17 protein-coding genes and 2 pseudogenes are annotated in these 18,091 nt (G+C 70.0%); 8 read left to right on the top strand and 11 right to left on the bottom strand.

The annotated features are described in order from the left end of the window. Nucleotides 1-10 precede the first annotated feature (10 nt). The gene (locus ACZ6IM_RS08905; RefSeq protein ID WP_469555352.1) at nt 11-622 is read right to left on the bottom strand and encodes a TetR/AcrR family transcriptional regulator; all 612 of its coding nucleotides are present in this window, start codon (nt 620-622) and stop codon (nt 11-13) included. A 134-nt stretch (nt 623-756) separates the two neighbouring features. Between ACZ6IM_RS08905 and ACZ6IM_RS08900 the strand changes: the two genes are divergently transcribed. Then, nucleotides 757-2,226, top strand: coding sequence for an MFS transporter (locus tag ACZ6IM_RS08900; RefSeq protein ID WP_469555349.1), 1,470 nt, complete (start codon nt 757-759; stop codon nt 2,224-2,226). Here ACZ6IM_RS08900 and ACZ6IM_RS08895 read toward each other — a convergent pair. After that, a complete protein-coding gene (locus ACZ6IM_RS08895; RefSeq protein ID WP_469555346.1) occupies nt 2,223-2,690 on the bottom strand; it encodes an ATP-binding protein in 468 nt (155 codons plus the stop codon). The two genes, ACZ6IM_RS08900 and ACZ6IM_RS08895, sit on opposite strands and share 4 nt — an antisense overlap. Nucleotides 2,691-2,835: 145 nt before the next feature. Between ACZ6IM_RS08895 and ACZ6IM_RS08890 the strand changes: the two genes are divergently transcribed. Together ACZ6IM_RS08890 and ACZ6IM_RS08885 are read left to right on the top strand one after the other, a co-directional pair. Then, the gene (locus ACZ6IM_RS08890; protein ID WP_469555344.1) at nt 2,836-3,654 is read left to right on the top strand and encodes a helix-turn-helix domain-containing protein; all 819 of its coding nucleotides are present in this window, start codon (nt 2,836-2,838) and stop codon (nt 3,652-3,654) included. Continuing rightward, on the top strand, nt 3,651-3,845 hold the full coding sequence (locus ACZ6IM_RS08885; RefSeq protein ID WP_210974532.1) for a DUF397 domain-containing protein: 195 nt from the start codon (nt 3,651-3,653) through the stop codon (nt 3,843-3,845). The genes ACZ6IM_RS08890 and ACZ6IM_RS08885 overlap by 4 nt, the downstream gene beginning before the upstream one ends. Here the strand turns inward: ACZ6IM_RS08885 and ACZ6IM_RS08880 are convergent. The 5 genes from ACZ6IM_RS08880 to ACZ6IM_RS08860 form a co-directional block, all read right to left on the bottom strand. Continuing rightward, on the bottom strand, nt 3,799-4,965 hold the full coding sequence (locus tag ACZ6IM_RS08880) for an FAD-dependent monooxygenase (RefSeq protein WP_469555341.1): 1,167 nt from the start codon (nt 4,963-4,965) through the stop codon (nt 3,799-3,801). The two genes, ACZ6IM_RS08885 and ACZ6IM_RS08880, sit on opposite strands and share 47 nt — an antisense overlap. Beyond that, a complete protein-coding gene (locus ACZ6IM_RS08875; protein WP_052840022.1) occupies nt 4,962-6,359 on the bottom strand; it encodes an MFS transporter in 1,398 nt (465 codons plus the stop codon). Before ACZ6IM_RS08875 ends, ACZ6IM_RS08880 begins: the two co-directional genes overlap by 4 nt. A gap of 174 nt (nt 6,360-6,533) precedes the next feature. After that, nucleotides 6,534-7,334 carry a hypothetical protein gene (locus tag ACZ6IM_RS08870; RefSeq protein WP_052840023.1) on the bottom strand — a complete coding sequence of 267 codons (801 nt, stop codon included), beginning with the start codon at nt 7,332-7,334 and terminating at the stop codon, nt 6,534-6,536. Between the two features lie 77 nt (nt 7,335-7,411). Next, entirely contained in the window at nt 7,412-8,056 is a 645-nt protein-coding gene (locus ACZ6IM_RS08865; protein ID WP_052840024.1) for an RNA polymerase sigma factor, read from the bottom strand. Between the two features lie 110 nt (nt 8,057-8,166). Beyond that, complete coding sequence (locus ACZ6IM_RS08860; protein WP_052840025.1) at nt 8,167-9,591, bottom strand: non-reducing end alpha-L-arabinofuranosidase family hydrolase; 1,425 nt, start codon at nt 9,589-9,591, stop codon at nt 8,167-8,169. 362 nt (nt 9,592-9,953) lie between these two features. On the opposite strand from ACZ6IM_RS08860, the gene ACZ6IM_RS08855 reads away from it, so the two are divergent. The 3 genes from ACZ6IM_RS08855 (at nt 9,954) to ACZ6IM_RS08845 (ending at nt 12,400) form a co-directional block, all read left to right on the top strand. Further along, on the top strand, nt 9,954-11,384 hold the full coding sequence (locus tag ACZ6IM_RS08855) for an endo-1,4-beta-xylanase (protein WP_469555336.1): 1,431 nt from the start codon (nt 9,954-9,956) through the stop codon (nt 11,382-11,384). Between the two features lie 111 nt (nt 11,385-11,495). Next, nucleotides 11,496-11,897 carry a VOC family protein gene (locus ACZ6IM_RS08850; protein WP_469555334.1) on the top strand — a complete coding sequence of 134 codons (402 nt, stop codon included), beginning with the start codon at nt 11,496-11,498 and terminating at the stop codon, nt 11,895-11,897. Next, a complete protein-coding gene (locus ACZ6IM_RS08845) occupies nt 11,894-12,400 on the top strand; it encodes a DinB family protein (RefSeq protein ID WP_052840027.1) in 507 nt (168 codons plus the stop codon). The genes ACZ6IM_RS08850 and ACZ6IM_RS08845 overlap by 4 nt, the downstream gene beginning before the upstream one ends. Nucleotides 12,401-12,403: 3 nt before the next feature. Here the strand turns inward: ACZ6IM_RS08845 and ACZ6IM_RS08840 are convergent. From ACZ6IM_RS08840 to ACZ6IM_RS08825, 4 genes and pseudogenes are all read right to left on the bottom strand, one after another. After that, a pseudogene (locus tag ACZ6IM_RS08840) lies at nt 12,404-13,003 on the bottom strand (DeoR/GlpR family DNA-binding transcription regulator); the annotation flags it as partial. Between the two features lie 181 nt (nt 13,004-13,184). Next, complete coding sequence (locus ACZ6IM_RS08835) at nt 13,185-13,574, bottom strand: type II toxin-antitoxin system death-on-curing family toxin (RefSeq protein WP_052840248.1); 390 nt, start codon at nt 13,572-13,574, stop codon at nt 13,185-13,187. Nucleotides 13,575-13,713: 139 nt separating this feature from the next. Continuing rightward, nucleotides 13,714-14,346: pseudogene (locus ACZ6IM_RS08830) on the bottom strand (ion transporter); the annotation flags it as partial. Between the two features lie 732 nt (nt 14,347-15,078). Further along, nucleotides 15,079-15,714 carry a MarR family winged helix-turn-helix transcriptional regulator gene (locus ACZ6IM_RS08825; protein ID WP_052840028.1) on the bottom strand — a complete coding sequence of 212 codons (636 nt, stop codon included), beginning with the start codon at nt 15,712-15,714 and terminating at the stop codon, nt 15,079-15,081. A gap of 108 nt (nt 15,715-15,822) precedes the next feature. Here ACZ6IM_RS08825 and ACZ6IM_RS08820 point away from each other — a divergent pair, with 108 nt between their 5' ends. Then, nucleotides 15,823-16,794, top strand: a complete 972-nt coding sequence (locus ACZ6IM_RS08820; protein WP_052840029.1) for an aldo/keto reductase — start codon at nt 15,823-15,825, stop codon at nt 16,792-16,794. A 77-nt stretch (nt 16,795-16,871) separates the two neighbouring features. Further along, complete coding sequence (locus tag ACZ6IM_RS08815) at nt 16,872-17,963, top strand: Gfo/Idh/MocA family protein (RefSeq protein ID WP_469555330.1); 1,092 nt, start codon at nt 16,872-16,874, stop codon at nt 17,961-17,963. The last annotated feature ends 128 nt before the right edge of the window (nt 17,964-18,091 follow it).

Raw genomic sequence — 18,091 nt, 5'->3', positions numbered from 1 at the left:
GACTCGTCGGTCACCCCGCCACCCACACGCCCGCGCGCGCGGCGGCGCCCGCCGCGCGGGCCGCCCGGTCGGCGTCGGCCTCGGTGAGGGACCGACCGGTGTTGAGCAGCGCGTAGTAGAGCGGAGCGGAGACGGCCGACACGACGCCGTGCGGATCGGTGCCGTCCGGGACTTCGCCCCGCGCGGCGGCGTCCCGCACGCAGCCGGCCCATTCGTCGACGCGTACGGCGTAGAAGCGGTGCAGGGCTTCGGCGGCCTGCTCGTTGCAGAGGGATGCCGCGATCAGCGCCTTGAAGAGGCGGCCTTGGCGGGGGTCGTTGAGCGTCTTGACGACGAGGCGCGCGTTCGCCCGGAGGTCGTCCTCCAGCGTGCCCGTGTCGGCCCGGGGCAGCGACTGCTCCGCCATGTCGGCCAGCAGGTCGGCGGCGAGACCCCCGGGGCTCCCCCAGCGGCGGTAGACCGTCGTCTTGCCGGCACCCGCGCGGCGCGCGACCTCCCCCAGGTCCAGCGCGTCGAAGCCGTCGGCGGCGAGCATGTCGCCCGCCACGCGGAGGACGGCCTCGCGGATACGGGCGGTGCGGCCTCCGGGGCGCTGGGTCCCGGGGGCGGCTGTGTCCGGCATGACGGCTCCCTCTTGTCTGTCACCACAGCGGAGACCCATCTTATCGGAACCACGGTTCCCTTACTGCCCCCACCGTGCTACCTTCCGAGCCGTAATGGAACAACAGACCCATTAGCGACTGCGAGAGGAACGCCATGCCCATCACCGAAGACGTGTCACGGTCGACCGCACGTCCGGGCCCGGCCTCCGGCCCGCCCACCGCCGAGACCGATCCGCGGCGGCTGACCGGCCGTTCGAAACTGATCCTCACGGTCCTGCTGGTCGCCCAGTTCATGCTGGCCGTCGACTTCTCGATCCTGAACGTCGCGCTGCCCGCGATCGGTGACGGACTCGGCTTCTCCCTCGCCGACCTGCAATGGGTGGCCACCTCGTTCGCCCTGTCGGCGGCGGGCTTCACCCTGTTCTTCGGCCGCATCGGCGATCTGATCGGCCGCAAGAAGATCTTCATCGGCAGTCTCGCCCTGCTGGGGCTGGCCTCCCTGCTCGGCGGCCTCGCCACCAGCCCCGAGGTCCTGCTCGCCGCCCGGGTCGCCCAGGGCCTGGCCACCGCCGCCGCCACCCCGGCGGGTCTGTCCCTGCTGACGACCTCGTTCCCCGAGGGCCCCCTACGGCAGAAGGCGCTCGGCATCAACGGTGCGCTGATGTCGGCCGGTTTCACGACCGGCGCGATCCTCGGCGGCGTCCTGGCCGACCTGCTCTCCTGGCGCTGGGCGTTCTTCGTCAACGTGCCCGTCGCGCTCGCCGTCGTGCTCGTCGGCCCGGCCGTCGTCAAGGAGTCCCGGCCCGCCACCCGCCCCCGCCTCGACCTGCCCGGCGCGCTCACCGTCACCCTCGGTCTGCTCGGTCTCGTCTACGGCATGACCCAGGCCGGAGAGCACGGCTGGACCCACCCGCTCGCACTGGGCGGGCTGGCCGGAGGCGTGCTCCTCCTCACCGCGTTCCTCCTGATCGAGCGCACAGTGGCCGCGCCGCTGATACCGCTCGCCACGCTCGGACGCCGCAACGTGGCCTGGGGCAACCTGCTGGGCCTGCTCGCCTTCGCCACCGAGACCTCGCTGGTCTATCTGCTCACCCTGTACCTCCAGAAGACCCTGGGCTTCTCCCCCCTGGCGGCCGGCGTCTCCTTCGGCGTCCTCGGCGCGGGCACCGTCGTCGGCGGGCTGCTCGCCCCCCGCCTGCTCGCCAGGACGTCCACCGTGACCGTCCTCGTCGGGGGCGGTCTCGTCCAGGCGGCGTTCACCGCGGCGCTGCTCTTCCTCGGCACGACCACCGGCGCGTCCCTCGCCCTGCTGCTGCCCGCCACCTTCATCGGCGGGGTCGGCAACATGCTCGTCATCGTCGGCTTCATGGTCACGGCCACCAGCGGGCTGCCGGACGCGGAACAGGGCCTGGCCACCGGCCTGGCGTCGATGTCCCAGCAGGTCGGAATCACCATGGGAACGCCCGTCATGTCCGCCGTGGTCACCGCCGGCACCGCGGGCGCCACCACCGCCGGCGCCGTCCACCACGGGGTCACGACGGCCATCGCGGTCAACGCGGCCCTGGTCCTCCTCGGAGTCGCGGTCGCCGCGCTCTTCCTGCGGACGCGCACCGACAGGGCCTAAAGCCCGTCTTGGCCGATGGACGCGCACTCCGCCCACACCGTCTTGCCCGGCCCTCCAGAGCGCGGGTGCCACCCCAAGCGCTCGGCGAGGGCGGCGACCAGCAGCAACCCCCGGCCGCCGGTGTCCTCGTCGCCGGGCGCACACAGCTCCTCCGGGTCCGGGGGCGTGCTCTCGCCACGGCTGTCGGTGACCTCGATCCGCACCCGGCCGGACGGCGCGACCGCGTACAGCAGCAGCTGGAAGTCGCGGCCGGGGACGTGACCGTGCCGCACGGCGTTGGCGGTCAGCTCGCCGAGCACCAGCACGATCCCCTCGTGCGGGCGGGTGCCGTACGGGAGGCCCCAGGCGTCCAGCCGGTGCGCGGCCAGTCGGCGGGCGAGGCGTGCGCCGCGCGGGGTGGAGGTGAAGCGCATCTCGAACGTGCGCCTCAAGTTGCCGTCGGCGAGGACGGGTTGGTTCGTCATGCCGACAACGGTGACCCCGGTCGCGTAGCGTGACCAGTGGTGACGCACCGACGCGGCCCGCTGTACGCGCGGGTGTCGTTACGGGTACGAGTCGCGCGGCGTGACGGGTCCGCGGGGGCGGCGTTGGGGCAGGGAGGCGGTGGGGATGAGCGAGAGTGCGGACACGTCCGGGCAGACGGTGGTCGCCGCGTTCGGCCAGACGATGAAGACGCTGCGGGTGCGGGCGGGCCTTGAACGCGAGGAGTTCGGGCGGCGGATCGGCTACTCGGCGGCCACGGTCGCGTCGTACGAGCAGGGGCGTCGGATCCCGTCGCCCAGGACCATCGAGCGGGCGGACGAGGTCCTGGACGCGGGCGGGTTGCTGACGGTGTGGAAGGAGCAGGTGGAGCGGGCGCAGTATCCGGTGTTCTTCCAGGGGATGGCGACGCTGGAGAAGGAGGCCGTTGAGCTGCTCGCGTACGACACCCACGTACTCAACGGGCTGCTTCAGACAGAGGAGTACACGAGGGCAGTACTCGACATGCGTCGCCCGGTCCTGGACCAGGAGACCGTCGAACAGCGTGTGGTGGCCCGCTTGGCACGGCAGGACATCTTCGGACGCTGGCCTGCGCCGCTGCTCAGCTTCGTACTCGAAGAGGCGGCCCTGCGACACCCCTGGGGAGGCAGAGCCGTGCATCGCGGCCAGTTGGAGCAGCTGCTCCTCGTCGGCCAGAAGCAGAACGTCGAGCTGCAGGTGATGCCGACAGACCGCGAGCACAACGCCGGTGTGGACGGCGCGTTCACTGTGATCACGCGCAAGGACGGGATGAGGTTCGTCTACACCGAAGCCCAGGGCACCAGCGCCCTCCAGACCCAACCGGAGCAGACGACTCTCGCCGCCGCTCGTTATGGGATCATCCGATCGCAGGCTCTCCCGTCCCGAGAGTCATTCGACTTCGTGGAAAGGTTGCTGAGATCGCTATGAACAGCTCTGAATCCTCAGCCATCCCGTCCGGTCTCGCATGGATCAAGAGCAGCTACAGCGGGGCCGAAGGCGGCCAGTGCCTTGAAATAGCCGCGGGCACGCAAGCCGTACTCGTCCGGGACTCCAAGGCCGTGACCGGCCCCGTCATCCGCGTGTCGCGCGAGGCGTGGGCGGGATTCCTCGGGCGCTGAGACCGCGCAGCCGTTCGTTGCGCTGCTCCAGGGCCCCGGCCGTGGTCGGGAACAGGGTGCCGCCGCCCTCGCCGATCCGGTCCTGGGTCCGGGTCACGAAGTCGCGCGCGGCCCGCTCGTAGGCGGCGAAGCCCTCTGTGTGGTCCCCCTCGGCCAAGGCACCGGCGAGGTGGTAGGCACCGATGAGGGCGAGGCTGGTGCCCTGCCCGGTGAGGAACGAGGGCGCGTGCGCCGCGTCGCCCAGCAGCGCGACCCTGCCCTTGGACCAGCGGGGCATGCGGATCTGGCCGACCGCGTCGAAGAACACGTCGTCCGCGTCGTGGAGGGCGGCCAGGAGGCCCGGGACCTCCCATCCGGCGTCGGCGAAGACCTGGGCGATCAGGTCGCGTTGGGCCCGGGGGTTCCGGAAGGCGTCGTAGGGCGGGTCGGGCTGGGCGAAGTTGAGGAAGGCGTGCACCTCGTCCTCGTCCCCCACGGCGTAGAGCGCGGCGGCCCTGCCCGGGGTGTTCCACATGACCGTCTCGTGGGAGAGGCCGAGGGTGTTGCGCACGGTGAACACGGCGAAGCAGTAACCGAGGTAGCGATGGAACTGCTCCTCGGGGCCGAACAGCATCTCCCGGGTGCGCGAGTGCATGCCGTCCGCGCCGAAGACCAGGTCGAAGGTACGACTGCCGCCGCCGCGGAAGGTGACGTCGACGCCGTGCTCGGACTGGTCGAGGGTGGCGATGGAGTCGTTGAAGAGGAACTCCACGTCGTCCCGGACGGCCGCGTACAGCGCGTCGGTCAGGTCTCCGCGCCGTATCTCCAGGTCCCGTCCCGTGGCACCGCCGGTGACGGCGTGCGGGTGGAGCGAGGCCACCTCGCTGCCGTCGCCGTGCAGGAAGGTGAGCCTGCGCAGGTCGATGTGCGCGTCCCGCAGTCGCGGCAGGAGCCCCATCTTCTCCACGACGTCGAGTGCGGTGCCGCGTACGTCGACGGGGTAGCCGCCGCTGCGGAGTGTGCCGGCCTTCTCCACCACGGTGACCTCGTATCCGTGGCGGTTGAGCCAGAAGGCCAGGGCGGGACCGGCGATGCTGGCCCCGGAGATCAGGACGGTGCGCCTCGGTGCGGTGCGGGTCATGCTTTGACTCCCTTGCTCATGGTGCGGGTGACGAACAGGGCCAGCGACACGACGACGCCGGCGATGACGAAGCCGGTGACGTAGGCCGATTCGGCCGCGACCTCCGACCCCGAGGGGGTTCCGGCGGTGAGGAGCGCGCCGCCGAGCTGCCCGCCGACGGCGGAGCCGAGCACGCGGCTGACCAGGATCAGGCTGGTGGCGATGCCGGTGTCGTTCTGGTCGACGGCGGTGGCGGTGCTGGTCATCATGGCCGTGACGCACAGGCCGTTGGCCAGCGCGATCAGCACCTTGCCGACGACGAGGTGCCAGATCTCGCTGTGTACGGCGGCCACGGCGAGCAGGCCGACGGTCATCATCACGACGCCGGTGTTGACCACGGCACGCGAGCCGAACCGCCGGTCCCCGATCCCGCCGAGCGGCCCGGCCAGCGTGGCGGCGAGGGCGCCGGGCAGCAGGTAGAAGCCGATCTCGGTGGCGCTGGCGCCGAAGCCGTAGCCGTCGCCGCGCTCGTCGAGCAGTTGCGGCACGAGGTAGACCGCCGTCGTGGCGCCGAGGCAGATCACGAACGTCAGCACGCACGCCTTCCAGATCGCGGGCCGTGCCAGCATGCGCAGATCGATCATCGGCGCGACCGCGCGCCGTTCGACCCTCACCCATGCCGTGACGCATGCGGCCAGCAGGACGACGAGGGCGAGGAGCGCGAGCGGCTGCGAGCCCGCCTCGGGCGCCAGCGCGAGGACGAGCATGAGGGTGGTCAGCATCCCGCTCAGGAGCAGCAGGCCGGGCCAGTCGATCCCGGCGCCGTCCGTCCGGCCGGGCGGATCGCCGGGCATCAGCCTGTTCACGAGCAGGGTGGACCCGGCGACCGCGATCGTTGGCAGCGCGAACATCCAGTGGCGGGAGAGCTGTTCCGCCACCGGGCCGGCCGACAGCATGCCGACCATCGACCCGCCGACGAAGAGTCCGCTGACCACGCCGATGGCCACCTTGGAGTCTCCGGGTGGCAGGTGTCTGCGGACCACGATGAACGACAGGGGCAGCGCGCCGATCATCGCGCCCTGCAACACCTGACCGAGCAGCAGCACGGGCAGGTTCGGGGCCAGCGCGGACACCGTGCCACCGACCGAGACCACCGCCATCAGGCGGATCAGGACCTTCTTCCCGCCGTAGCGGTCGCCGAACTTGCCCGCCAGCGGGGTGATGAGCGCGCCGGTGATGAGCAGGACGATGCTGAGCAGCGCCCCTTCCGACTGGCTCATGTCCAGTTCGCGTTCCAGGAGCGGGATCGTCGGTGACACCACCGACTCCAGGGCACCGGTGGACAGCGCCAGTACGCCCAGCGCCCCGACAGCGGCCTTCCCGACGGGGACCGAGGGGGCCAGGGTTGTGGTCATGAACGTCCCTCACTTCATGGGCCGCCCGTAGGAAGGCACCGACGCGGTTTCGGTGGTGCCTGGCGGCGAAGTGCAGAGTGAGGGGACGGCCATGGGCCGGGCGTCATACCCGGGAGCCAACGTGCGGTGATACCGGGGTAGGGGGTGGGGCGCCCGGCCCGGACCACCGTCGGGCTACTGCTCGTCGGTGAACTTCGGGTCCTCGGCCTGGTTGTAGATCTCCTTGCCCGCCGCGTCGTAGGCGTGGACGTACGGGCTCGGGCCCATGTAGCGCGGGCCGGGAGGCGTGTCCGGGGAGAGCGCGGCCCCGTAGACGAACGCGCCGCCCGCCATGCGGGCCGGGTACTGCTTCGGGTCGTCGCCGAAGCTGACGGTGATCCTGGAGACCGCGGACGAGTAGTGCCCGGCGCCCAGCATGAGGTACTTGCCCTTGCCGACGGGCTCCATCATGGAGTCGAAGTACTCGATGACCCGACCGGTGCCCCACAGACGGTCGTTGATGAAGGTGGGCGGGGAGTCGGGGCTGGTGCCCTTGTCGCCCTTCGACTGGCACTGCACGTACTGGTCGGCGGAGTTCACGGCGACGACCACACCGTCCGAGTCCGCCGAGGCCACCGGCGTACGGACCGCGACGACGGGCTGGTACTGCGACGCGTCCGGCCCCAGGCAGGAGGAGAGGATCCTGGTGACGGTCGCGGCGTCGATCGGGGTCGTCGTCGCGTCGGTGATGGTGAAGCCGCCCTCGGCCGAGGCCCCGCCGGACGAGGACGGCGCGCTCGGACTCGGTGCCGCCGTGGAACCGGCCGGACGCCCGCCCCCGTGCGCCGGATCGGCGGCACTCGGACCGGCGTCCCCCCTCCCCCCGAGGGCGACCACGGCCGCGACACTCACCGCCGTCACCCCGGTGGCGACCCCGAACGGCACTCCCCACCTGCGTCGCAGCGAGGTCCCGTTGTCCTGTGGACCGATCTTCATCAGTAGTTCCTCTCGGGTCCGCCGGTGGTCCGGCAGATCACGATCGGAAGGAGCCGCGGGAATGCCCTGCGCGTCATTCATCGTGCGACCTCCTTCGCGTTGACGGGATTCCTGGAACTGAACGGCGGCGGAGCGGTGGCTCCGCCCAGGTCGGCCCCGAGCTTGCGCCGCGCCCGGTGCAGCCGGGACTTCACCGTTCCGACCGCCACCTTCAGCACCGCGGCGGCCGCCTGCTGGTCCAGGCCCGACCAGACGCACAGCTCGACGACCTCGCGTTCGTGCCGCGGCAGCCGGGCCAGCGCCCGGTGGATCTCCGACATGCGGCGCTCGTCGTCGACCAGGCCGGCGACACGGTCCGCGTGGTCGCCCACCGGCTCGTCGTGCGAGACGAGCCGGTGCAGCAACGCCTCGGCCCGCCTCAGCCGCCGCCTGGTGTTCGACAACTGGCCGTTGGCGATGCCCAGCAGCCACGGCAGCGCCGAGTCGCGGTCGAGCACCGTCTCCGATCGCCGTCGCCAGGCGTGCAGGAACACCGTCGACGTGAGGTCCTCGGCCTCGGACCAGTCGGCCGTCCGCCGGAACAGGTGGTTGTAGACGGCCTTCCCATGCCGGTCGAATATCCGGCCGAACGCCTCGCGATCGCCGTCGACGGCCCTCGCCCACAGCTCCCGGTCGGACGTCCCGCCGACCGGTTCGTCGGGACCAGCGTCGTTCAGTTCCATGCTCCATCCGTGTCCGGCACCCGGCCGAAGGTTCCCACGGGATCGACTCGAACGACTCACCGAGTCCGGCGAAGGCGACCGCGAGGCCGTGAAGCTCCAGGAACCCGAGGTCAGCGCCGCAGGGTGAGGACTCCCGGCCGCCACGGCAGCTGGTCGTAGGGACCGCCCGCGGTGGGCGACTTGCCCTGGTAGAGGAACTGCAGGTTGCAGGGGTCGACGGTCATGGTCTGGTCGGGGTTGTCGCGGACCAGGTCACCGTGGCTGATGTCGTTGGTCCAGGTGGCACCGCTGTTGGCCTTGCCGGCGAAGGGGTTGCCCTCGCTCGCGGCCTGCGGGGTCCACGAGCCGCTCAGGCTGGAGGCGGTGAAGGAGCGGAAGTAGCGCCCGTTGGCGCCCATCGCCTCGACGATCATGAGGTACTGGTTCTGGCCCTGGACCTTGTAGACCTGCACGCCCTCGAACAGGTTGGCCTTCGTGTCGCTCATGACCGTCGTGTACGACGAGCCGAAGTTGCCCGGGAAGTTCCCGATCGGCATGCTCGCCCGGTAGATCTTGCCGTTGTCACCGGCGAAGAACAGGTACATGTTCTGGCCGTCGGCGATCAGGGTCTGGTCGATCGGTCCGGTGTCCGAGCCGGAGATGCTCCCGGTGAACAGCGGCTGCGGAGCGGACCAGCCGTTGGGGTTGGTGGGGTCGCTGGACGTGCGGTAGATGAAGGGCCACGCGCCCCACTGGTACGCCAGCACCCAGATGTTCTTGGGCGCGAAGTAGAACAGCGTGGGCGCCACCGCGGCCTGGTTCATCCCGGTCTGGCCGGCCGACGCCATGTCCGACCAGTTGGTGAAGGGGCTGAACATCATCGAGCCGTACGACGAGCCCGACACGTTCGACGCGTAGACCAGGTGCTTGCCGTTGTGCGTGACGGTGGTGAAGTCCTTGACCGCCGCCCATCCGTTCGCCGGCTGCGCGAGCACGCCCGTCGACGTCCACCGGTAGTTGGAGGGGAGTGCGCACGGGCCGTCCGTCGGCGGCGTCCCGGTCAGGCCGGTCCACTTCTGGTCATTGCCGCCGCCGCACGTCCCGATCCGCACCGCCGTGCCGTTGGCCGTACCGGCGCCCGCGGCCTCCAGGCACAGCCCGGACTCGACTCCGACGACCGTGCCGTCGGAGTTCACCCGCCACTGCTGGTTCGCACCGCCGGAGCAGGACCAGATCTGCACCCTCGTACCGGGCGCGGTGGCGTGCCCCGGAACGTCCAGGCACTTGTCGCCGTACACGGTCAGCTGGTTGGCGTCCGTCGACGTCCACTGCTGGTTGGCCCCGCCCCAGCAGTCGTACAGCTGCACCGGCGCGCCGTCGGTCTGGCTGCCGCCCACCACGTCGAGGCACCGGTTCGAGCCGACACCGCGCAGGGCACCACTGGCGGCTGCCTGGGCCGGGGCGGCAACGAGCATCGCCGCCAACGCGGCCAGGGCCGCGACCACGGAGGCGAGCGCCGCGGACGTGTGCCCACGGCGGAAACTTCCTCTGTGCATGGGAACTCCCTTGAATGGAGCGACACCGCGTGTTCGCAATATCGAACATCGGTCGGAGTGTCGAGCGCTCCGCATCCTAGGGAGCCGACGGATGCCGTCAATACCTCTCGCATGTATCGCTCGATATTTCGAAACTTTTGGCCGAACTCTGACAGGTGACCCCGATAGCCACTAGGGCACACCCCCATCCCATGCCCCGGCCTGGGCCAGTAGGGCCAACGAAAAAGACGCCAGCGAAACTTTCGACCGAGAACAGAAACTTTTCTTGACACAAGTATTGACCGAGCATCGTCAACCCTCAATCATCCCTGTCTGGGAAACCGGCCGCAGATCGATATGCCGAACACCTTGGAGGCACAGCCATGGGCTCATACGCCCTTCCCAGACCCGACATCCGCCGGAAGGCGCGTGGCCTGCTGCTGGCGCTGGTCGTCGGCGTCCTCGGCACGGCCACCGCGCTGGTGGCACCGCCGACCGCACACGCCGCCGAGAGCACACTCGGTGCAGCGGCGGCGCAGAGCGGCCGCTACTTCGGCACCGCCATCGCCTCGGGCAAGCTCGGCGACTCGGCGTACACGTCGATCGCGAACCGCGAGTTCAACATGGTGACGGCCGAGAACGAGATGAAGATCGACGCCACCGAACCGCAGCGGGGTCAGTTCAACTTCTCCGCCGCCGACCGTGTCTACAACTGGGCGGTGCAGAACGGCAAGCAGGTGCGCGGCCACACCCTGGCCTGGTACTCCCAGCAGCCCGGCTGGATGCAGAGCCTCAGCGGCAGCGCACTGCGCCAGGCGGTGATCGACCACATCAACGGCGTGATGGCCCACTACAAGGGCAAGATCGCGCAGTGGGACGTGGTGAACGAGGCCTTCGCCGACGGAAGTTCGGGAGCGCGGCGGGACTCCAACCTGCAACGCACGGGCAACGACTGGATCGAGGTCGCCTTCCGCACCGCACGCGCCGCCGACCCCTCCGCCAAGCTCTGCTACAACGACTACAACGTCGAGGACTGGACCTGGGCCAAGACCCAGGCCATGTACGCCATGGTGCGGGACTTCAAGCAGCGCGGCGTGCCGATCGACTGCGTCGGCTTCCAGTCGCACTTCAACAGCGGCAGCCCCTACAACAGCAACTTCCGCACCACCCTGCAGAACTTCGCCGCCCTCGGAGTCGACGTGGCCATCACGGAACTCGACATCCAGGGTGCCTCGGCCTCGACCTACGCCAACGTGACCAACGACTGCCTGGCCGTCGAGCGCTGCCTCGGCATCACCGTCTGGGGTGTGCGCGACAGCGACTCCTGGCGATCGGAGCAGACGCCGCTGCTGTTCAACAACGACGGCAGCAAGAAGGCCGCCTACACGGCCGTCCTCAACGCCCTCAACGGCGGCACCACCACTCCCCCTACGGACGGCGGGCAGATCAAGGGCGTCGCTTCGGGCCGCTGCCTGGACGTGCCCAACGCGAGCACCACCGACGGCACCCAGCTCCAGCTGTGGGACTGCCACAGCGGCACCAACCAGCAGTGGGCCGCCACCGACGCGGGCGAGCTGAGGGTCTACGGCGACAAGTGCCTGGACGCCGCCGGCACCGGCAACGGCGCCAAGGTCCAGATCTACGGCTGCTGGGGCGGCGACAACCAGAAGTGGCGCCTCAACTCCGACGGTTCCATCGTCGGCGTCCAGTCCGGCCTCTGCCTCGACGCCGTCGGGAACGGCACGGCCAACGGCACCCTGCTCCAGCTCTACACCTGCTCCAACGGCAGCAACCAACGCTGGACCCGCACCTGACGGGCCGGCCCGCCGATCCCGGGTCGCCGCCACCACGGCGGCGGCCCGTGCGATCGTTCACTCGATCCGACCTCTGTACGTGACTCTCCCGCTCGTAGATCCTTGGGAACTGTGACAGACACCGGCGGTACCCCCTCATGGGCCACGGGCATCGGCGCGATCACCCTCTTCACCGAGGATCTCGACGCCACGAAGCGGTTCTACCGGGAGGTCTTCGGACTGCCAGTGGCCTTCGAGAACGACAACTCAGCCGTCTTCGAGTTCGGCAACACCATCATCAACCTGCTGAAGACCACCGCGGCGCCCGATCTCGTCGCACCCGCCCGGGTGGCCCGGGCCGACGCCGGTTCCCGTCTCCAGCTCACCCTGCCGGTGGACGATGTGGACGCGATGTGCAAGGAACTGGCAGCCCGCGGTGTCACACTGCTCAACGGCCCCATGGACCGGCCCTGGGGCATACGGACCGCCAGCTTCCGCGATCCCGGCGGCCACATCTGGGAAATCGCCCAGTGACTGCCCCGCCGGACCCCGAGATCCGGGCACTCCTGTCGTTCCTGCACGGACAGCGCCGCCACGTCCTCGGCATACTCGACGGCCTCGACACGGACGCCCTGCGCCGGCCCGTGCTGCCGTCGGGATGGAACTGCCTCGGCCTCGTCCAGCACCTCGCCCTCGACGTCGAACGGTTCTGGTTCCGCGCGGTGGCCGTGGGCGAAGAGGATGTCATCGAGTCCCTGGGTGACGACGGCGACGCCTGGCAGGTGGACCAGGAGGTGGAGGCTGACGAAATCCTCCAGCGGTACCGCACGGAGGCCGCCCTCGCGGACACCGTCATCAGCGCCACCGCTGCGGACGCTCCCCTGGCCTGGTGGCCCCACCACCTCTTCGGCGAGCCGCACCTGCACACCCTGCGAGACGTCCTGCTGCACGTCATCACCGAGACCGCCTGCCATGCCGGCCACCTCGACGCGGCACGTGAACTCCTCGACGGCCGCAAATGGATGGTCCTGACCTAGCCGTCAGGCGGCCGGCAGCACGTCGACCCCGCTCTCCACGAGCCGCTCGATCACCGGGTCCTGCGGGGTCTCGTCCGTGATGAGTCCACTGATCTCCTCCCAGGGCAGGACGCGGTACCGGGATGCGGTGCCGATCTTCTCGGAGGAGGCGAGGACGTAGGTGTCCGCGGCCCGTGCCGCGAGGGCGCGCTTCATCGCCGCGTCCTCCGCGTCGCCGGTGGTGAGTCCCGCCTCGGGGTGCACGCCGGTGACGCCGAGGAGGAAGAGGTCCGCGGAGACGTTCCGCGCGGCCTCGACCGCGGCCGCGCCGCAGGCGACCGCCGAATGCTTGAAGAGGCGGCCTCCCAGCACGAAGACCTCGGCCTGCGGGTGGTCGAGCAGTGCGACGGCGATCGGCGGGCTGTGGGTGATCACGGTGCACGCCAGGTCCCGCGGCAGCGCGTGGTCGACGGCCAGGGCGGTCGTACCGCCGTCGAGGATCACCACGCCGCCGGGCCGCACCAGCCCGGCGGCCACCGAGGCGACCTTCCGTTTGCCGTCCGGGGCCACGCTCTGCCGGGCGCCGTAGTCCACGACGGCCGGCGAGACGGGAAGCGCCCCGCCGGGGTCGCCGAGGACCTCGCGCTGTACCGGGAGAAGTTCCGGCGGCGTCTGCCGGAGTCGCTGGACGAGTGCACGGCCGGACCCACGGCGTCGTGGATCTGCCGCTGCACCTGGCAGACGGTCCTGCACGAGGGCCTGCGCGACGGCCTGCCCCGCCACCTCAGCCGCACGACGTCGAACGTCAGGACACGGGGAACCAGCTCAAGAGCCGCTTGGCGATGACCGGTACATCGATGTTGTCCTGCGCGACGTCCTCGACGAACGGACCGGCCACGGCGACGGGCGGCGGAGCGGTACCGGCGCTGACGCCGTTGAACCGCAGGAAGACGCGCATGGCGAGCCAGGCGGTGCGTTTGTTGCCGTCGATCAGCGCGTGATTGCGGGCGACGGAGTGCAGCAGTGCCGCGGCCTTCTCGTGCGGCGTGGAGTACAGCTCGGCTCCGAACACGTTCGTCCGGGGCCGTTCGATCGCCGACACCAGGAGGCCCATGTCACGCACGCTGTGCTCGGTGCCGTTGACCGTGCGGGCGATGGCCGTGCCGGCCAGGGCCGCGACGATGCCGACCGGGATCGTCCACCAGATGCCGATGCGCCGGCGGCCGGGGATGACCAGGCGGCCCAGGACTCCGATCACGATCGCGGTGAAGATGCCCGAGATCTTTATGCCCGTCAGCCTCTCCTTGACCCGACGGTTCGAGACAGCTGTCGAGTTACGGGTTCCCCCGCAGCGGCGGTGCAGTAGCTTCCGTGCCAGTCGGGCGGGGCACGGAGAGGATCGCCAGGCTCTCCTCCAACTCGTCGAGTGCTCTGCGCGCCGTCGTGATGCGCTCCCGTAGCTCCTGTTCCGACAGCGGCCTGGGCGCGGACGGCGGGCCTGGGTCCGTCTGCTCCTGGTCGTCGGCCTGCTCCATGGCCCGCGCCTCCTCAAGGGAGGTGATGACGACACTGATGAGGACGTTGACCAGAACGAAGGAGGCGATGAGGACGTAGCTGGCGTAGTAGAGGATGCTCCAGCGAGAGATCTCCAGGCCCGCGCGGACGGCGTCACCGAGGCCGTCGAGCGTCATGAGCAGGAACAGGGTCAGGACGGCGCGGCCGATCGAGCCGAAGTGTTCGGGGTCGGCGCGGGCGAAGAAGACCCAGCCCACCATCGCGTAGACGTACAGCAGGAGTCCTCCCAGGAGCAGGAAGCTGACCGTGCCGGGCAGGCTGCGGCCCACCGCGACGAGCACGATGCGCAGTTGGGGCAGGAAGCGGGCGGGGCGCAAGACGCGGGCGAGGCGGAGAAGTCGCAGCACGGTGGTGTTCTCCCGGACGACGGGGAGGAACGCGCAGGCCACCACGAACGGGGCACTTCCTCAGGATCTCGACCGAGTCGGATGGAATCGGCGAGCAGGGAGTTGACTCGGCGCGCTGTGGGCTCAGTGGCGGAGGATGGCGCTGGCCGCCGACCGGCGGACCACGGCCCCGCAGAGGCGTGCGGCTGGCATGGCTTTCTCGATGTCCTGCGACAGCAGTTGTCGACAACCACGGCAGACACCTGCGGCTCGAGGAAAGCCGATGCCGACGAGTTCGGGAGACGGTTGTTATGCCCTGTAGCCAGCGCTTTGCCCTCGCCGACGAAGAGCGCGGACGACTCACACATGCCTCCGCTGTTCCGCTGTTCGCTGCTTGCCCGAACTGGCAGCCGAGGTGCCTCCCGAACGGCGCGAGCCGCTGCTCTTCAACGTCGACAGAGCCAGGCGCGTCCGATGAAGATCTTGGGCCAGCCGCCCAACGCCTCGTTGGGTGGCGATGGCGACACGCCCCCTGCCGAGCCGCCCTCGCATTCCGGCTCACATCCGCTTTGGGTATGCAAGTTCATCTCCGGCAAAAACTGGCAGAACGCCGTCAAGTCGATGGTCGTCACGGACGGTGAAGGTCGCATGCTGTGGTGCAGCCCAGCACGGCCCGCAAGCTGCGCGGACCTCACTCACGCCCGCCGGTCAGGGCTGGTCAGACTCTTGGCCGGCGGGCTCGCGGGGAGTCACGATCAAGGTGTCGGCCGGAGGCTGTGAAGCAGGATGAATCGTGGGTTACTGGCCGTCCACCGCACCGTCCCCCGGAGGCGAAGCCGCAGCGCTCGCGTCGGGTTGCCCGCGCTTGATGGCCGCGTCCACCGCCGCACCGATGCGGCGCAGTGCCGCCAGCTCCTGAGGACCGAGATCATCGATCAGGTACTCGCGGACTGCGGCGACGTGTCCCGGCGCCGCCGCCACCACTACGTCGCAACCGGCCTCGGTCAGCGTCGCGGTGGTGCGCCTTCCGGAACCGGGGATCCGCTTCCGTGCGAGCAGTTCGCGCTTCTCGAGCCGACCGACGACATGGGACAGCCTCGACAGTGACGCAGCCGTTCGCGCGGCCAGGGCGCTCATCTGCATGGTGCGGTCCGGCTGCTCGGAGAGGACCGAGAGCACCATGTACTCGAAGAAGGTCAGCTGAGCCTCGCGCTGCATGCGCGCATCCAGCGCGGCCGGCAGGCTGATCATGATCGCGGAGTTGGCCAGCCACGCCGCCAGCTCGTCGCCGTTCAGCCATCGCGTCCCGGCAACCGGACCGGTGGACGCCCCCGAGCCGGAGCCTTCGTCGGCACGAGCCGTCGCCTCGGATGTCGGCCCGTTCCGTGGACGCCGACGGCGCCGACCGTTCGTGTCATCTGCCGTGCTCGCCATGAGGACATCCTAGACCCACTTATTGACGCGTCAAGTTCGAAGGAGTAGAACTTGACGCGTCAAGTTCGCTGCGGCGCTGAGGCCCGCCCCACACGGAATGGACAACAGATGCAGTCCACGTCGCTCGGCAGGCTCGATGTCCCGCGCATCGGCCTGGGTGTCATGGGGATGTCGGCCTTTTACACCGGCGCCGGCCGGGACGAAACCGAGTCGATCCGCACCATTCGTCGCGCCGTCGACCTCGGTGTCACCCATCTGGACACCGCAGAGGTGTACGGCCCCTACGTCAACGAGGAACTGCTGGGTCGCGCGATCAAGGGCCGCCGGGACGAAGTCGTCCTCGCCACCAAGTTCGGCCTCGTCTCCCACACCGGCCGGCCGGGCCCGGACAGCACCCCCGCCAACATTCACACGGCTGTCGACGGCTCACTGCGGCGGCTCGGAACCGACCGCATCGACCTCTACTACCAGCACCGGGTCGACCCCAGCACTCCCATCGAGGAGACGGTGGGGGCGCTGAGCGAGCTGGTGGAGGCGGGCAAGGTCCTCCACATCGGGCTGTCGGAGGCGGCAGCGGCGACCGTCCGCCGGGCCCATGCGGTCCATCCCGTGGCCGCTGTCCAGAGCGAGTACTCGCTGTGGACGCGGGGCCCGGAGGCCGAGGTGCTGCCCACGCTGCGCGAGCTCGGCATCGGACTGGTTCCCTATGCACCGCTGGGACACGGCTTTCTCACCGGTGACATCCGCACTCTGGACGGCTTGGACGCCGCCGACTGGCGTCGCTCCAATCCCCGGTTCACCGGCGACAACCTCACGCGCAACCTGCGCATCGTCGACCAGGTGCGCGAGGTCGCCGACGAGGTCGGGGCCACGCCCGCGCAGGTCGCTCTGGCCTGGCTGCTCGCGCAAGGAGACGGCATCGCGCCCATTCCGGGGACGAAACGCATCGACCGCCTCAAGGAGAACAGCGCCGCCGACGGCATCCGACTCACCCCGGGCCAGATCGCCCGCCTGAACAACCTCACACCGGCGTCCGGCGAACGCCATGCCGAGCCCGACATGGCCGCCGTCGACCAGTGAGAGAAGCGCGAACGCGCCGATTCGCCCCGCGCACCACACCACGTCTTGCTTCAGCGAAAGAAATGGAACACCACATCATGTCAAGCAATCTCATCCGGGTCGGCATCATCGGCGCGGACACGAAGGCGAGCTGGGCGGGCGCATCGCACATACCCGCGCTGGCGGCACAGCCCGACTTCCACCTGGCCGGTGTGGCGACGCGGCACGAGGAGAGCGCGCGCGGCGCTGCCGAGGCATTCGGCGCCGAGCGTTGGTTCGCGGACCCCTACGCGCTCATCGGTGACCCTTCGATCGACCTCGTCACCGTCGCGGTGAAGGTCCCGGCTCACCGCGAGCTCGTCCTGGCGGCCCTCGCGGCGAACAAGGCCGTGTATTCGGAGTCGCCGCTGGGCGCGACCGTTGCGCAGACGGAAGAGATGGCTGACGCGGTCGGCTCACTGCACACCGCGATCGGCCTTCAGGGCCGGCTCAACCCCTCGGTACGCCGCGCAGCGGAGATCATCGCTCAGGGCCGGCTCGGACGGCTGCTCTCGGCGCGAGTCGCCGCGACGACCTTCGGCAACGGCCCGGAGTCGGTGAGTGCGTACGAATACTTCGACAAGGCAGCGTCCGGAGCCGGTTTCCTCACCATCGCCGCGGGCCACGTCCTGGATGTGGTCGAAGCCGTTCTCGGCGACATCACCGAGATCGACGCCCGCACCGAACTCCTCTGGCCCCAGGTGAAGTTGGTCGACACCGGCGCGATATCCGTCCGCGAGGTCCCGGATCACCTCGACGCCATCGCCAAGACCTCCTCGGGGGCGCCGGTCGGAGTGCAGATCCTGGCGGGCGTGCCCGCCCCCGACGCCCACTTCAGCCTGGAGGTACGCGGATCGGAGGGCTGGCTGAAGCTGACGGGCGACCACCCCGCGGGCGTTCAGGTCGGCGACCTCACCCTCTCGTCGAGCGTCGACTTCACCGCGCCCGACAGTCCCGTCGCCACCGGCACGGGACCCACCGCCGCCGACATCTGGACGGGCGCTTCCATCAACGTCGGCGAGGTCTACGCCAGCCTGGCCCGCGACATCACGAACGGCACCCACCACACCCCGGGATTCCAGCACGCCGCCCACAACAGCCGCCTCGTAGCCCGAGTCGAACAAGCCGCCCGGACCGGCGTCCGGCAGTGACGCCACCGCACCTCGCGGCACCGTGCCTTACTGCCGTGACGGATACGGCGACCGATCCGCGGGCACGGGCGGCCGACATAGGTTCGGACTCGCTGAAGGGGTTCCTGAGGCCCACCCCCCGATCTGGG

The sequence above is a fragment of the Streptomyces sp. NPDC042336 genome (assembly GCF_055581985.1).
Note: the sequence above shows the minus strand (reverse complement) of the source record. Positions and strands in the feature narration are given on the sequence as shown.